Genomic DNA, 15,722 nt, shown 5'->3' with positions numbered 1-15,722 from the left:
CTACGACTCCTTCCGGTTGAGCCGCGCCAGGAACAACATCGGGCCGACCGTGACGACGAACAGCAGGACGCTCAGCGCGGAGGCGTACCCGAGGTGCCCGGTCAGGCCCTGGCCGTACAACTGGATGAGCATCACGAGCGACATGTCGCGGCCTCCAGGCCCGCCGGTGCCGTTCGACAGGATGTACAGCTCGGAGAAGACCCGCAGCGCGAAGACGGAGATCAGCACCGAGATGAGCAGCATCGTGTTGCGCACGCCCGGCACGGTGACGGAGAAGAACCGGCGGACGGGCCCGGCCCCGTCGACGGCGGCGGCCTCGTGGAGCTCACGGCTCACGTTGCCGAGCGCCGACATGTAAATGATCATGTAGTACCCGAGGCCCTTCCACACGGTCAGGCTGATCGCGCTGAACAGCAGCAGCCAGCGATCGGTGAGGAACGGCAACGGGCCGCTCAGGAACCCGAGCCCCTCCGCCATCCCGTTGATGACTCCCCGGTCGTTGAGCAGCCAGCCCCAGATGAGGGCGACCACGACCGCCGAGGCGATCACGGGGGTGTAGAACGCGATGCGGAAGAACGCGATCCCGCGCAGCTTCTTCTCGACCAGCACCGCGAGCAGGAGCGGCAGCAGCGTCAGCAGCGGAACGCAGACCACCATGTAGACGATGCTGTTGATCAGCGCGTCCACGAGCTGCTGGTCGTCGAGCATGCGGGTGTAGTTGCCGAACCCGATGAACTGCCCGCCGCCCAGGGGCCTGGCATTGGTGAACGAGAGGATCAGCGTGTTGATCGCCGGTACGGCGTTGAAGACCACGAGCCACACCGCCGCGGGGGCGATGAGCAGCCATGGGGTGAACCAGCGCTTGTGTGTCATTTGATCTCCTGCGCGCCGCGTACGGGGACCCCCTGATGAGGCGGGTCCCCGTACGCGGGCGAGCGTGACGTCAGCCGTTGAGAAGCTGGTTGCACTTGGCGACGGCGTCGTCGAGCGCCTTCTGCGACGGCTCCTCACCGTTGATCGCGAGGGCGAACTGCTGGTCGACGAAGTCGGCCATCGCCTGCGTGACCTGGACGGGCTGCAGGATCTTCGCCGTGGAGAGCGAGTTGAACGCGATCACCTTGGCGTCGCCGGAGTTCGTGCCGTCGCTCTTGCTGAAGAACGGGTCGTCGGCCGAGGCCTTGGTGCTCGGGAAGATGTTGACCAGGTGCGCGAAGGCGGCCTGGTTCTCCGCGCTGGTGACCCAGCGGGCCAGCGCGATCGCGGCCGGGAGGTTCTTGGTCGACTTGGAGATCGACAGTCCCTGGACGTAGAGCGGCGGGGTGCCGAACGCCTGCGAGGGGACGACCTTGGGCGCGAGCGTCGGGTTGCCCTCGGCGGCGAGGCTGGTGATGTAGTTGCCGCCCGCGGTGGTCCACGCCACCGTCTGGGAGTTGAACAGCTGCGTGTTGCCGGCGTACTTGGTCGTCAGCACGTCACGCGGCATCAACTTGTCCTTGAAGGCGTCGCGGTACTTGTCGAGGATCGCGGCGGCCTCGGGGGTGTTGAAGGTGAAGCTCTTGCCGTCCGGCGACATGATCGGGACGCCGGCGTTGGTGAGGTCGATGAGCGTCGGCTTGCGGCTCATGAGGAAGACCTTGCCGCCGGACTTGTCCTTCACCGTCTTCGCCGCGGTGATGAGCTCGTCGAGCGTGGTCGGCGGCGTCTTCGCGTCGAGCCCGTACTTCGAGAGCAGCTCGGAGTTCCAGTAGTTGACGTCGGTGTTCAGGTACCAGGGGTAGCCGTAGACGCCCTCGTAGCCGGCGTACTTGTAGCCGTCGATGCCTCCGGGGACGTACTCCTCGGTCACCTTCGGGTCGGCCTTGGCCACGTCGAGCAGCAGGCCCTGCTTGACCAGCGGCAGCGCGAAGTCCGGCGGCAGGTTCGACACGTCGGGCAGGCTGCCGCCCGACGCCTGGCTCAGCACCTTCTCGGCGTAGCCGTCGCCGGGCTGGTCGAGCCATTCCACCTCGGTGCCGGGGTACTTCTTCTCGAACGAGTCGATGACGCCCTGCACGTAGTCGGTGAACTTGGGCTTGAGCGCCCAGGTCTGCAGGCTCACCTTGCCGGTCACCGCGCCCGAGGCGTTGGCGGTCGGGGTGCTCGACGTTTCGGCCCCTCCGAGCCCGCATCCCGCGAGCGCCGCCAGCCCCGCCGCTGCGGCGACCAGCCTTATCCCATGAATTCGCATCACTTCTCCTGCCATGCGCTGAGCGATCCGGAATTTTTGAGCCGACGCCCGGCGGCCCCGTCCGCTGTGACCCGACTACTAAACCGCTCTAGTGACTGGGGACTATCCCCCCACTAGACTTCGGTGTCAAGAGATGACGCGAACCCGTGACAGACGCGGGAATCGGCGCGACGCGCTCCCGCGCGGGGCCCCGCAGCGGCGTGCACCTGGCGATAATGCACCTGTCGGGGGCTCCTGTTGCAACGTGCCGACCAGCACGAACGAAGAAAGGCACAGCCGTGGCGCGACCGACCATCGAGGACATCGCCCGCCGTGTCGGGGTCTCCAAGGGTGCGGTGTCGTTCGCGCTCAACGGCCGTCCCGGCGTCAGCGAGGCCACCAGAGCTCGCATCCTGAAGGTCGCCGAGGAGATGAACTGGCGGCCGCACACCGCGGCCCGTGCCCTGGGCGGCGCCCGCGCCGGTGCCGTCGGGCTCGTCATCGCCCGCCCGGCGCGCACCCTCGGAGTCGAGCCGTTCTTCGCCCAACTGCTGTCCGGGCTGCAGGCCGGGCTGTCGGCCCACTCCGTCGCGCTGGAACTGCTCGTCGTCGAGGACACCGAGGCCGAGATCGAGGTGTACCGGCGCTGGGCCTCCGAGCACCGGGTCGACGGGTTCATCCTGGTCGACCTCAAGGTCAGGGACACGCGCGTCGACGTGGTCGAGGGCCTCGGCGTGCCCGCGGTGGTGCTCGGCGGCCCCGGCCGCCACGGCTCGCTGTCCAGCGTGTGGGCGGACGACCGCGAGGCGATGTTGTCGATCGTCGACTACCTCGCCGCGCTCGGCCACCGGCGCATCGCCCACGTCGCCGGCCTTCCCGCCTTCCAGCACACTCAGCGCCGCATGCGCGCGCTGCGCGACTCCGCGCGGCGGCTCGGCCTGGCGGAGGTCTCCTCGCTGCCCACCGACTTCAGCGACGCCGAGGGCGCCGCCACCACCCGCATGCTGCTGTCACGGCCCCGGCGGCCGACGGCGATCGTGTACGACAGCGACCTGATGGCCGTCGCCGGGCTGGGGGTCGCCGGCGAGATGGGGGTGGCGGTCCCCGGCGACCTGTCGATCGTCGCCTTCGACGACTCGGTGCTCACCCGCATCGTGCATCCGGCGCTGACCGCGCTGACGCGTGACACGTTCGCGCTCGGCACCGAGGTCGCCGAGACGCTGCTGGCCATCGTCGCCGAACCGGGCCTGCAAAGGGACCGCAGGACTCCGACGCCGCGACTGGCGGTCAGGGAGAGCACGGCGCCCCCGGCCCTTGGCAGGGACAGCTAAAACGGTTTAGGCTGCGGGCGGTCGAAGCGCCTGGCGATCCCTGCCTGGCGCCACCGCAGCCGGAGGACGAGTGACACCGCAACCACCAGGCCCATCCACTCTGCGTTTCGGAGCGAACTACGTGCCCTCGTCGGGCTGGTTCTACAGCTGGCTCGACTTCTCGGCCGACGCGGCCAGGCGCGACTTCGCCGACCTGGCGGAAATCGGGCTCGACCACGTCCGGGTGTTCCCCATCTGGCCGTGGATCCAGCCCAACCGGACGCTGATCCGGCAACGTGGCGTCGACGACCTGCTCACGCTGATCGACGTGGCCGCCGAGTTCGACCTGGACGTCTCGGTCGACCTGCTCCAGGGCCACCTGTCCAGCTTCGACTTCCTGCCGTCGTGGGTGCTGACCTGGCACCAGCGGAGTCTGTTCACCGACGCGGCAGTGCGCGACGGCATCGCGGAGTACGTCGACCGGCTCACCCGGGCCGTCGCGACCCGCGCCAACGTCTTCGCCGTGACGCTGGGCAACGAGGTCAACAACCTGTGGCCCTCGAACGCCACCACCCTGGAGGCGTCCTCGCAGTGGGCCGCCGAACTGATCGAGGTCGCCCGCACCGCGGCGCCGCGGCTGCTCAGCCTGTACTCGCTGTACGACGGCACGTGGTACGACCCCGGGCACCCGTTCGCCGCGGCCGACAACGTCGACCTCGGCGACCTGACGACGGTGCACTCCTGGGTGTTCAACGGCGTCTCGGCCATCGACGGCCCCCTCGGCCCCGCCACCGTCTCCCACGAGGACTACCTCGTGGAACTGGCGGCGGCGACCGCGTCGGACCCGGCCCGGCCGGTCTGGCTGCAGGAAGTGGGCGCGCCCCGCCCGGACATCGGCGAGGACGACGCGCCGGCCTTCGTCCGGGACATGCTCGACGCGGTCACCCGCAACCCCGCCCTGTGGGGCGTCACCTGGTGGTGCTCGCACGACCTCGACCGGAGCCTGGCCGACTTCCCCGACCGCGAGTACGACCTGGGCCTGTTCACCGTCGACCACCAGATCAAGCCCGCCACCCGGGAACTCGCCGCGATCGTCCGCGAGCGGCGCTCGAGCCGCCCGGCCCTCTCGTCGCGGCCCGCCCTGGTGTGCGACGTCGATCTGCGCACCGAGCCCGAGCGGCGGGGAGAGGTCGCGCCGGGCAGCCCCTTCCACAGCGAGTGGGTCCGCCTGCGCCAGGCCGGCCCGCTCGCGATCGTCGGCGCCGACCGCGCGGCCGACTCCGAGTACCTCACCGCTCGCGGGATCGACACCGTCCTGACCACGGCGTGATCCACGACCAGCGGTAAGGCCCTGGTCCCGCCGCGACCCGGCGGGACCAGGGCGGCTACACCCCGTCCCCGCCATCGGGAAGGAACCCCCCACATGCGACGACGCCTGCTGGCCGTGCTCTGCGCGGCCGTGACGGCAACCGCACTCGGTACCGCTCTGGGTACCGGGCCCGCCGACGCCCGCTCCACGACCCACCAGGGTCCCGCGGCGCCCGGCGGCAGCGGTGTCCAGCCGTACGCCTCCTACTGGTACCCGAACACGATCCTCAACTGGAACCCGGCCGACGATCCCGACGCGAAGTTCAACCGATCCCAGGTGCCCCTGCGGCCGCGGGTCGGCGACCCGTCGCTGAAGGCCAACGCGAACGCCCGCGCGGGAGAGGGCCGCGTGGCGTCGCTGGTCTCGTTCGCGCCCACCTCGAACAACCCCTCCCAGGGGGCGCTCGACGCCAACTACTACGCGTTCGGCTACTGGCAGTACGTCGACACACTGGTCTTCTGGGGCGGATCGGCGAGCGAGGGCCTGATCCTCGCGCCGAACGCCACGGTCATCGACGCCGCGCACCGCAACGGCGTCAAGGTCTACGGCACGGTCTTCTTCCCGCCCGGCGTGTACGGCGGGCAGTTGCAGTGGGTCAAGGACTTCACCCAGAAGTCGGGATCGCGCTTCCCCGTCGCCGACAAGCTCGTCGAGGTCGCGAAGTACTACGGGTTCGACGGCTGGTTCATCAACCAGGAGACCGAGGGCGGTGACACCGCGCTGGCGACGTCGATGCGCGACCTCGTCAAGTACGCGAAGGGCAGGAGCCCGTCGGTCGGCTTCATGTGGTACGACGCGATGACCGAGGGCGGCCAGGTCAACTGGCAGAACGCGCTCACCCCGGAGAACGACGCGTTCCTGTCCGACCCGCGCAAGGTGTCGGACTCGATGTTCCTCAACTTCTGGTGGTCGGCCTCCGGGCTGTCCTCCTCGCGGTCCACCGCCCAGGCGCTCGGCCGCAGTGAGTACGACCTGTACTCGGGCATCGACACCGAGGCCAACGGATACAACACCTTCGTCTCCTGGGACGCGGTGTTCCCCGCGGGGCAGCCGCACGTGACCTCGCTCGGCCTCTACCGCCCCGAGTGGACGTGGAAGTCGTCCACCAGCCGGGCCGACTTCTACAACAGGGACTCCCGCTACTGGGTGGGCGCCAACGCCGACCCCTCGAACACCTCCACCACCTCGTCGTGGAAGGGCCTGGCCACCTACGTCGCCGAGTCGACGCCGATCACGGCCAAGCCGTTCGTCACCGGCTTCAACACCGGGCAGGGCGACTTCTACAACGTCGGCGGCGTGCGGGTGCGCACCGGCGGCTGGAACAACCTCTCCCTGCAGGACGTGCTGCCGACCTACCGCTGGCTCGTGACGTCCGACGGCTCCAGGCTCACCCCGTCCCTCGACTTCGGCGACGCCTACGAGGGCGGCTCGTCGCTGCGCCTCACCGGCAGGCTGGACGCCGCCAACACGGTCCGGCTCTATGAGACCAAGCTGCCGGTCGCCCGCAGCACCAAGCTGTCGGTCGTGGTGAAGACCCCCGCCGCGGGGCCGACCAACCTGAAGGCGGCGATCGCCTTCGCCGACGCGCCGACGAAGTTCACCACGCTCGACCTCGGCCCGACGAGCGGCACCGGGTGGGAGCGCAGGACGCTGGACCTGTCGAAGTTCGCCGGCCGGACGATCGCCCAGATCGGCCTGCAGGCGTCCGCGCCCGCGACCGTCGACTCCTACGACGTGCGGGTCGGCCAGATCGCGGTGTACGACGGCTCGGTGGAGCGCCCGGCCCCGCCGAGGAAGGCGACCGTGCTGGGCACGACGGACGTGACGGCCACCCGCAAGTCGCTGCGCCTGTCCTGGAAGCCGTCCGCGCACGGTTCGGTGCACCACTACGACGTGTACCGTCGCAACGCCGACGGCACCCGCACCTACCTCGGGGCCACCCCCAACACCGTCTACTTCGTCCCGCGGCTCGACCGGGCGGGCGCGGAGACGTCCACGACCATCGAGGTCGAGGCGGTCTCCACGGAGTACGGCCGCTCACACGCCGCCCGGACCACGGTGGCCTGGACCGGGACGCCGCCGACCGAGACGAACCTCGCGCTCGACCAGCCGGCGACCGCCTCCAGCATGTGCAACGCCGGCGAGGGCCCGGAGAAGGCCGTCAACGGCAACGTGGCCGACAAGTGGTGCGCGCTGACCGCCGACAAGTGGCTGGAGGTCGACCTCGGATCGGTCCGGTCGATCAACCGGTTCGTGGTGAAGCACGCCGAGGCGGGAGGCGAGGGGGCGTCGTCGAACACGAGCGACTACACCATCCAGGTCCGGTCCTCGGCCTCCGACGCGTGGACCACCGCTGTGACGGTCACCGGCAACACGTCGGCGATCACCACCTCTCCCGTGTCGGTCAGCGCGCGATACGTTCGCCTGAACGTCACGAAGCCCACCCAAGGCAGTGACCCCGCGGCCCGCATCAACGAGTTCGAGGCCTGGGGAGCCTGACCCCCGCACCACCCGCCGGCCGTCCCCACCCGGGACGGCCGGCTCACCGATAGAAAGGACTGACGCACGTGCCGGTCACCATCACCGCCGTGGAATCCACCGACCTGTTCGTGGGCACGGAGGACGCGCCGCGACAGGTGCTCCGCGTGACGATCGAGGGGCCGCCGGTCCTCGTCACCGTCGCGGGGCCGGGAGTCTCGGGCGAGGCGACCGGCACGGGAGTCGTCGAGGTCCCCCTCGAGATCGCCGGCGCGGCCGCCGGAGCCGAGCTGCCGGTGACCGTGACGGCCGGGGATGCGAGCACCGAGGACTCCGTCACCGTGGCCGAGCCCGGCTGGACGATGTTCCTGGTCTCGCACTTCCACTACGACCCGGTGTGGTGGAACACCCAGGCGGCCTACACCTCGCCGTGGGAGCTGCTGTCCGGCGACGCGACCACGCGCCCGCTGTGGGAGCGCAACGGCTTCGCGCTCGTCGACGCGCACCTCGACCTGGCGTTGCGCGACCCGGTCTACAAGTTCGTGCTGGCGGAGATCGACTACCTGAAGCCGTACTTCGACCTGCACCCCGAGCGCCGGGCCGACCTGCGTGTGCTGATGGAGCGCGGCCAGGTCGAGCTGGTCGGCGGCACCTACAACGAGCCGAACACCAACCTCACCGGCGCGGAGACGACCATCCGCAACATCGTCTACGGCGTCGGCTACCAGCGGGACATTCTCGGCGGCGACCCGCAGACCGCCTGGCAGCTCGACGTCTTCGGCCACGACCCCCAGTTCCCCGGCTACCTGGACGCCGCGGGGCTGACCGGCTCCGCGTGGGCGCGCGGGCCGTTCCACCAGTGGGGGCCTATCCAGAAGAACTTCCGCGAGTCGAAGAACGACGCGCGGGTCATGCAGTTCCCGAGCGAGTTCGAGTGGATCTCGCCGTCCGGCCGCGGGGTGCTCACCCACTTCATGCCGCACCACTACTCCGCCGGCTGGTGGATGGACTCCTCCCCCGACCTGGAGTCGGCCGAGCGCGCGGTCTACGAGCTGTACGCCAAGCTCAAGCCGGTGGGGGCCACGAGGAACCTGCTGCTGCCTGTTGGCACCGACTACACGCCGCCGAACAAGTGGGTCACCGAGATCCACCGTTCGTGGGCGGCCAAGTACGTGTGGCCGAGGTTCGTCTGCGGCACGCCGCGCGACTTCCTCGACGCCGTCCGGGCCGAGCTGGAGGCGACCGGCCGCCGGCCGAGCCCCCAGACCCGTGACATGAACCCCATCTATACCGGCAAGGACGTGTCGTACATCGACACGAAGCAGGCCCAGCGGGCGGGCGAGGTCGCCGCCGTCGACGCGGAGAAGCTCGCCACCCTCGCCTCGCTTGAGGGCCTCGGCGCCTACCCAGGCGCGGCGCTCGACAAGGTGTGGCGCCAGCTCGCCTACGGCGCCCACCACGACGCGATCACCGGGTCGGAGTCCGACCAGGTCTACATCGACCTGCTGTCCGGCTGGCGGGAGGCGTACGACCTCGCCGCGACTGTTCGGGACACCGCACTCGACGCCCTCGCGGGCCGGATCGACACGACCGGCGACGGCGTCCCCCTCGTCGTCGCGAACACGCTGTCGTTCGACCGCTCGGCCCTGGTCACCGTACGTCTCCCGCACGACGTCGAAGGCGGGCGCGTCCTCGACGACACGGGCGCGGAGGTGGCGTGCGTGGTCGACCGGGGCACCCTGCGGTTCTTCGCCGACGCCGTGCCCGCCATGGGCTGGCGGACGTGGCGGCTCCTGCCGGGGGCGTCCTCCGCGGAGCCCGTGTGGACCCCGGTCGACGGCGGGACCATCGAGAACGCCCGCTACCGCGTGAGCGCGGACGCCGCCAGGGGCGGCGGGCTGAGCAGCGTCTACGACAAGGCGTCAGGCCGCGAGCTGGTCCGCGACGGTCACGTGGCCAACGAACTGCGGGTGTACGAGGAGTACTCGGCGCACCCCGACTTCGGCGAGGGCCCGTGGCACCTGGTGCCGCGCGGGCCGGTCGTCGGCTCCTCCGACACTCCCGCGACCGTCCGGGCCGAGACCAGCCCGCTGGGCTCGCGCCTCGTCGTCACCGGCACCGTCGACGGCCTGAACTATCGGCAGACCGTCACGTTGTGGCACGGCGTCGACCGGGTCGACTGCGGCACCCGCGTCGTCGACCACGCGGGCGCCGATCGGCTGCTGCGGGTGCGGTTCCCGGTGGACCTGCCGGGCGCGCTACCCGTGAGCGAGGTCGCCGACGCCGTCGTCGGGCGGGGCTTCGCCCTGCCGGACGTGGACGTCGCCGACGCGCCGTGGACGCTCGACAACCCGGCGAACACCTGGTTCGGGCTCAGCTCGACCGCCCGCGTCTCGCTGACCGACTCCGACGGCGAGCCGCTGGGTGAGCGCGCGCTCGGCGTCGCCGAGGTCGTCGTGCCGTCGCTCGCCGACGCCCCCGCCGCGCGCGACCTGGTGGTCGCCCTGGCGAAGGTCGGCGTGACCGCGACGACCGCGAGCGCGGAATGGGCCAGGTACGGCTGGCTCGACGTCGACTCCAACCTCCCGGACTTCCGCGTCCTGATCGGCGGGCCCGAGGCCAACGAGGCCACCCGCGACCTGCTCGAGCGCGCCGGCGCGGACTACGCCGCCACGCTGGCCAGGCACGGCCGCGTCTGGGTCCCCGCGGACAAGCCGCTGCACGAGATGTGGCAGCCCAACGCCGATCTGCGCGACCTGAGGGCGCTGCCGTCCCTCGTGGTCACCGATCCCGCCGCCCTCGCGGACGACCTCGCGGACGCCCGCGTCTCCGCGGTCTCCCCGAGGCCGATCCCCGCGTCCGAGGTCCTCACCGATCACACGGTCGCCCTGCTGACGTACGGGTTGCCCGGGTTCGCCGTGGACCCGACCGGCGCCCTGCACCTGTCGCTCATGCGCTCGTGCACCGGCTGGCCCTCGGGCGTGTGGATCGACCCGCCCAAGCGCACCGCCCCCGACGGCACGTCCTTCCAGCTGCAGCACTGGTCGCACGACTTCTCCTACGCGCTCGTCTCCGGGGACGGCGACTGGCGCGCGATCACCCTCCCCGCGCAGGGGCAGGAGTTCAACCACCCGCTGTACGCCCGCGTCGCCGGCGCCCACGAGGGTCCGCTGCCCGCCACCCGGTCGTACGTGCGGGTCGAGCCCGCCCGTGAGGTGCTCCTCGGCACGGTGAAGCCCAGCGGCGACCCCATCGCCCGCGGCTCCGCCGAAGCACAGGACCCGGCACGCGGCGTCACGCTGCGCCTCGTCGAGTCGACCGGCAAGGGGTCGGCCGCGACGCTCGACGGGGCGCTCTCCTTCAGCGGAATGTACTCCGCCGACCTGCTGGAGCGCAGGGGCGAGCCGCTCACGGGGGCCGTCGAGCTCTCCGGGAGCGAGGTCGCGACCGTCATCGGCGTGCCGGCCGGTCTCGACGGCTCGGCCCGCCGGGGCGACGGCTCGCTGGGCCCGGCCGCGGAGGCCGCCCAGCCCGTCCACGCGCGGTACTGGCTGCACAACCGCGGTCCCGCCCCGATCGGCTACCTGCCCGTGTCCGTGGCGGTCTCCCCCGGACTGCTCCGTACGGACGGCGAGCCCGTCGAGGCGTCCGTGGTGATCGCCTCGCAGTTGCGGGACGCGCCGGTGGAGGGCACAGCCGAGCTGATCGCCCCGGAGGGGTGGTCGGTGATCCCGGCCCGTCGCCCGTACCGGCTCGAGCCCGACGGTCACGTGCGGTTCCCGGTGACGCTGACCCCGCACGCCGGCGCCGAGCCGGGGCTGTACTTCCTCGCCGCCCGCATCGACCACGACGGCCAGAACGTCGAGGACGTCGCGACGATCGCGGTGGGCGACCTTTCCGCCTTTCTGCCCGTGCCGGGCGAGATCCCCGAGGACTGGGCGGCGGCTCAGGGGACGACGGCCGCGACGGCAAGGGACACGGGCCTGTCGGTCGACGTCGTCTCCACGACCGTGCGGGTCGCTCCCGGTGGCCGTGCGGTGCTCGAAGTGACGCTCGCCAACCGCACCCGGGGCGAGATCCGCGGTGAGCTCCAGGTCGTGTCGCCCTGGGGGACGTGGGACGCGGTCACCGCTCCGGTACGCGGGTTCACCCTGGCGGCGGGCGCGACGGACACGGCGGCGTTCGACGTGACGGTGCCGCGCGACGCCGACCCCGGCGCCTACTGGGCGCTGGCCAAGGTGATGTGGTTCGGCCGCTGCCAGTACGCCCCGACGGTCGAGCTGGTCGTGGCCCCATGAGCCGGGCGCACGCGGTGACTCCTGCGGTGACTCCTGCGGTGTCTGCTGCGGTGTCTGCTGCGGTGTCTGCTGCGGCCTCGTCCGTCGGCCATGGGCATGGGCACGGGCATGGGCACCACCACGCACACGCGGCGTCCCCCGTGGACGGTGCACCGTCCGCGCCTGGCGTCGGACCCGTGCTCGGCTGGCTCGACGGCCGGCCGCTGCCGCGTGCCGACCTCGACCGCCGGCTCGCCGCCCTGCGCGGCGGGCCGCGGTCCTCCGCGCTGCCGGAGCCGGGCAGCGCCGAGGACAGGCAGCTCACGCGCTGGGTCGCCCAGGTCATGCTCACCGAGCTGCTGTGCGAGGCGGAGGCGGCCGAGCGGGGGCTCGACGTGGGCGGCGGGGCTGCGCCCGTGCGGCTCGACCAGCGCGCCGCCGTCGAGCTCGGCTCGATCACCGCCGCCGCCTTCGAGGGCAGCGGCGCCGTACGGGCCGTTTACGCGGCGGTGACCGCGGATGCGACGGTGCCCGGGGAACAGGCAGCGGCCTACGCGGCTGCGACGGCCCGGCCTCCCGCCGAGCCCGAGTGGCGGCTGTCCACGGCGGACGGCGACTTCGACGCGGCCCCCGGCACGTTGCCGGCACGGCTCGCGGCCGCCCTCGCCGAGGCCGCTCCGGGGCAGACCGTGACCGTGGACGGGTTCACCGTGACCCTCCTCGGCACGCGGGAGCCCGCGACCGCGCCCGAGCCGGGCGGCCTGCTGCTGGACGCGGCCAGGCGCCTGGCCTTCGTCCGCTGGCTCGACCATGCCCGGGCGTACCGGCTCCGCCTGGTGCCCGGGCTGGAACACCCGGGCGACCCCGCCCAGCCCGACAACCACCATCGCCACTGAGACCGGGCGGTCCTCCCCGAAAGCGCCGACCTGTGCCGAGCCACGTCTTCGACGGTGCGCACGGGTCGGCGCCGGGTCGGCGGGCACGTGCGGGACGAGACCGGTCTCAGCTCCCGCTCGCGAGCTCTCGCAGCGAGGTCAGGTGAAGCAGGCCCGGGCCGTCGCCCTCCGAGAGCCCGGCCGGCTCGGCGGGCGCCCGGGAGGGGGACAGCCCGTCGTCGTGAGCGGCGCGCAGAAGTTCCAGCCACAGAAGTCCCGCCTGTAACCCGCCGCGAAACCGGGCTTTTGATGGAACACCCGGCTCCGATGTGGGATCTCGAAGCTCGACCACACGTCGGACGCGGCGCCGTCGCCGTCGAAGTAGTTGTCGACTCCGGTCCCGAGACGGTTTCCGTCGGCATGCGGATGACGATCCGCACGTTAGCCGTTCGCCCGGACAGTCCGCCGCTCGTCCGCTGGGCGGCTGTCGCGAAGGCGCCGAATCGCCACGTCCAGTGCGGCTTCCAGGTGGGTGAGCCTGCCGGTCGAGAGCATGATCACCACACCTCCCTGGATGCCGGCCAGGAGCGCGGCGGCGGTCTGGTCCGCGTCGAGTTCGGCGTCGATCTCGTGCTGGGCCTGCATGGCGCGCACGCCCGCGGCGATCTCCGCCTGCCATCGGTCGAGCATCTCGGTGACGACCGCCCGGGCTCCCGGGGTGCTGCGGCCGAGCTGCGCGACCACGGCGCTGAGCGGGCAGTTCCAGCCCTGCCGGCGATAGCGCTCGATCAGGACCTCGCGCCATTCCTCCCAGGCGTGCCAGGACGTCAGATCGCCCAGCTGCGGCTGCTGGTCGGTGAGGACGCGGTCGGCCTCGTACCGCGCCACGGCGAGGAGCAGCTCCTCCCTGCCTCCGGGGAAATAGTGGAACAGCTGGCTCTTGCTCGTGGCCGTCCTTCTCCGCACGTCGTCCAGCGTGGTGGTGACGACGCCGAGCTCGCGGATCTCCGCGGCGGCGCCCTCGATGATCCGCTGCCGCGTCGCGCTCCCCTTGGGGGTCAGCTCCCGGGTCACATCGCACACCTCTCGATTGGACTTGCCGGTCCAATTTTATGGTGCGACGTTCGAGCTGTCCATTTCGACTCCTATCGTTCGACTCTTATCGGGGAGCAGCACATGACCGCACGACTGCAGGGCCGGTCCGCACTGGTGACCGGCTCCACCGACGGCCTCGGAGTGGCGATCGCCCAGGCCCTCGCGGCCGAAGGGGCGCACGTCATCGTCACCGGCCGCAACGTGGAAGGAGGGAAGCGGACCGTCGGCTCGATCGAGCAGGCGGGAGGGCGTGCCACGTTCATCGCCGCCGACCTCGGCCGGGGCGCGGCCGCGATCCGCGAGCTCGCTCACGCGGCCGGCGAGGCCGCCGGCGGCGACCTCGACATCCTGGTGAACAACGCGGCGCTGCTGATCGACCCGGCTCCGACAGCGGAGGTCGAGGAGGAACTGATCGATCAGGCGCTGCGCGTCAACGTGAAGGCCGCCTTCCTGCTCACCGGCCTCATCGCCCCGGAGATGGCCGCGCGCGGCAGCGGGTCCGTCATCAACATGGGCTCGATCAACGGCCTGTTCGGCTCGGCCCACTCCGCCCTCTACAGCGCCACCAAGGCGACCGTCCACTCGCTGACCAAGTCGTGGGCGGCCGAGTACGGGCCGGCGGGGGTCAGGGTCAACACCGTCGCCCCCGGCCCGACCCTCACCGAGAAGATCTCCGGCATTCAGGATCGCCTGGCGTCGATGATCGCGGCGATGCCCTCCCGGCGGGCGAGCACGCCTGCCGAGGTCGCCGCCGCCGTGGTGTTCCTGGCCAGCGACGACGCCTCGAACATCCACGGGGCCACGCTCTCGGTCGACGGTGGGCGCGCGGCGATCTGACCGTGCGAGCGGGGCCGGTCACACCCGGCGGAGCCTCCGGATCGGCGGGATGAGCAGCAGCGCCGCGCACACGACGGCGCTGACGCCCGCCGACAGGAACAGCAGGTCGCGCGGTTCGACGACCGCCGAGACCGGGCCGACGAGGGCCTGGCCCACGGCCACTCCGGAGACCGACCCGGCCACCTCGTAGGCGGTGACGCGGTTGAGCACGTCGGGGGCCACCTGGGTCTGCACGCTGGTCGACCACATCACCGACCAGAAGGCCCACGCGGCTCCGCCGATCAGGTGGCCGGCCATCACCGCGGGGAGCGGAAGCTCCAGGGCGGCCGACAGCGGAATGAAGGCGAAGCCGATCATGGCGACACCACCGGCGGCCAGCGGGCGGACGGGCCGGAAGCGGATCGCGACGAAGCCTCCGATCACGGTGCCAGCGCCCAGGCCCGCCATCGCCCAGCCGTACGCGGCCTCGCCGAGGCGGTCGCCGATCAGCCGGGAGCCCAGCGGGATGTAGGGGCCGAAGACGAGCATGCCGAAGAAGACCCAGACCAGGATCACCGACCACATCCAGCTCCGTGAGCGGAACTCCACCCATCCGCGCCGCAGGTCGAGCAGGACGGTCGAGCGCTCACCGGCACCGGCCGCGACGCCGGCCCGGGGACCGAACCTGATCAGTGCCAGGCAGAGGCCGCTCAGCAGGAAGGTGCCGGCGTCGAAGGCGTAGACCGTGCCCGCGCCGGTCAACGCCATCAGGAGCCCCGCCAGCACCGGGCCGCCGAGCTGCGTTGCCGCCTCAGCGATCTTGAGAGTGCCGTTGGCACGCTGCGGGTCCCTGGCGACGAGCGGGACCATGCCCTTGCCGCCGGGCTCGAACATCGCGGCGGCCGTGCCGGACAGGAACGAGGCGGCCATCAGCAGCCACAACGGCGGGACTCCGGTGAAGAAGGCGACCGCCAGCACGCCCTGGGTGAGGACCCGGACCAGGTCGGCGCCGACCATCATGGCGCGTGCGCCGACCCGGTCGGCGAAGACCCCGCCGAACAGAACGAACAGGACGAAGGGCGCCGTCCAGACGGCGAGAACGTACCCCACCCCCGAGACCCCGTAGATCGCCCCCACCGCGAGCGCCGCCGCGACCGGCAACATCGCGTCGCCCAGCAGCGACACCACCCTGGCGGTGAAGTAGAGCGAGAAATCCCTGGTCCAGAGCGGTTCAGTGACACGCTCCTTCGCCTCGCGGTCGAGGGTCGTGGTCATGCGGCGATCTCCATGACCACT

The 15,722-nt window shown here is 71.5% G+C and carries 10 protein-coding genes; 6 read left to right on the top strand and 4 right to left on the bottom strand.

The window, feature by feature from the left end; translation table 11 throughout:
- Positions 1 to 873, bottom strand: a complete 873-nt coding sequence (locus Pka01_RS10605) for a carbohydrate ABC transporter permease (RefSeq protein WP_203882488.1) — start codon at positions 871 to 873, stop codon at positions 1 to 3.
- Positions 874 to 943: 70 nt separating this feature from the next.
- Positions 944 to 2,227: an ABC transporter substrate-binding protein gene (locus Pka01_RS10600; protein ID WP_203882487.1), complete on the bottom strand. Its 1,284-nt coding sequence runs from the start codon at positions 2,225 to 2,227 to the stop codon at positions 944 to 946.
- Positions 2,228 to 2,505: 278 nt separating this feature from the next.
- Here Pka01_RS10600 and Pka01_RS10595 point away from each other — a divergent pair, with 278 nt between their 5' ends.
- The 5 genes from Pka01_RS10595 (at position 2,506) to Pka01_RS10575 (ending at position 12,536) form a co-directional block, all read left to right on the top strand.
- A complete protein-coding gene (locus Pka01_RS10595) occupies positions 2,506 to 3,537 on the top strand; it encodes a LacI family DNA-binding transcriptional regulator (RefSeq protein WP_203882486.1) in 1,032 nt (343 codons plus the stop codon).
- 70 nt (positions 3,538 to 3,607) lie between these two features.
- Positions 3,608 to 4,846, top strand: a complete 1,239-nt coding sequence (locus tag Pka01_RS10590) for a glycoside hydrolase 5 family protein (RefSeq protein ID WP_239114878.1) — start codon at positions 3,608 to 3,610, stop codon at positions 4,844 to 4,846.
- Between the two features lie 93 nt (positions 4,847 to 4,939).
- The gene (locus tag Pka01_RS10585) at positions 4,940 to 7,384 is read left to right on the top strand and encodes an endo-beta-N-acetylglucosaminidase (protein WP_203882485.1); all 2,445 of its coding nucleotides are present in this window, start codon (positions 4,940 to 4,942) and stop codon (positions 7,382 to 7,384) included.
- Between the two features lie 68 nt (positions 7,385 to 7,452).
- Positions 7,453 to 11,661 carry a glycoside hydrolase family 38 N-terminal domain-containing protein gene (locus tag Pka01_RS10580; protein ID WP_203882484.1) on the top strand — a complete coding sequence of 1,403 codons (4,209 nt, stop codon included), beginning with the start codon at positions 7,453 to 7,455 and terminating at the stop codon, positions 11,659 to 11,661.
- Positions 11,662 to 11,801: 140 nt separating this feature from the next.
- The gene (locus Pka01_RS10575) at positions 11,802 to 12,536 is read left to right on the top strand and encodes a DUF7158 domain-containing protein (RefSeq protein ID WP_203882483.1); all 735 of its coding nucleotides are present in this window, start codon (positions 11,802 to 11,804) and stop codon (positions 12,534 to 12,536) included.
- A gap of 420 nt (positions 12,537 to 12,956) precedes the next feature.
- On the opposite strand, the gene Pka01_RS10570 is transcribed toward Pka01_RS10575, so the two are convergent.
- Positions 12,957 to 13,589 (bottom strand): TetR/AcrR family transcriptional regulator, encoded by a 633-nt coding sequence (locus tag Pka01_RS10570; RefSeq protein ID WP_203882482.1) that lies wholly within the window; start codon positions 13,587 to 13,589, stop codon positions 12,957 to 12,959.
- Positions 13,590 to 13,691: 102 nt separating this feature from the next.
- Here Pka01_RS10570 and Pka01_RS10565 point away from each other — a divergent pair, with 102 nt between their 5' ends.
- Complete coding sequence (locus Pka01_RS10565) at positions 13,692 to 14,447, top strand: SDR family NAD(P)-dependent oxidoreductase (protein ID WP_203882481.1); 756 nt, start codon at positions 13,692 to 13,694, stop codon at positions 14,445 to 14,447.
- An 18-nt stretch (positions 14,448 to 14,465) separates the two neighbouring features.
- Here the strand turns inward: Pka01_RS10565 and Pka01_RS10560 are convergent, their stop codons facing one another.
- Positions 14,466 to 15,701 (bottom strand): MFS transporter, encoded by a 1,236-nt coding sequence (locus Pka01_RS10560; RefSeq protein ID WP_203882480.1) that lies wholly within the window; start codon positions 15,699 to 15,701, stop codon positions 14,466 to 14,468.
- Positions 15,702 to 15,722 lie beyond the last annotated feature (21 nt).

This window comes from Planotetraspora kaengkrachanensis (assembly GCF_016862895.1).
In the GTDB taxonomy this organism is placed as follows: Bacteria; Actinomycetota; Actinomycetes; order Streptosporangiales; family Streptosporangiaceae; genus Planotetraspora; species Planotetraspora kaengkrachanensis.
Note: the sequence above shows the minus strand (reverse complement) of the source record. Positions and strands in the feature narration are given on the sequence as shown.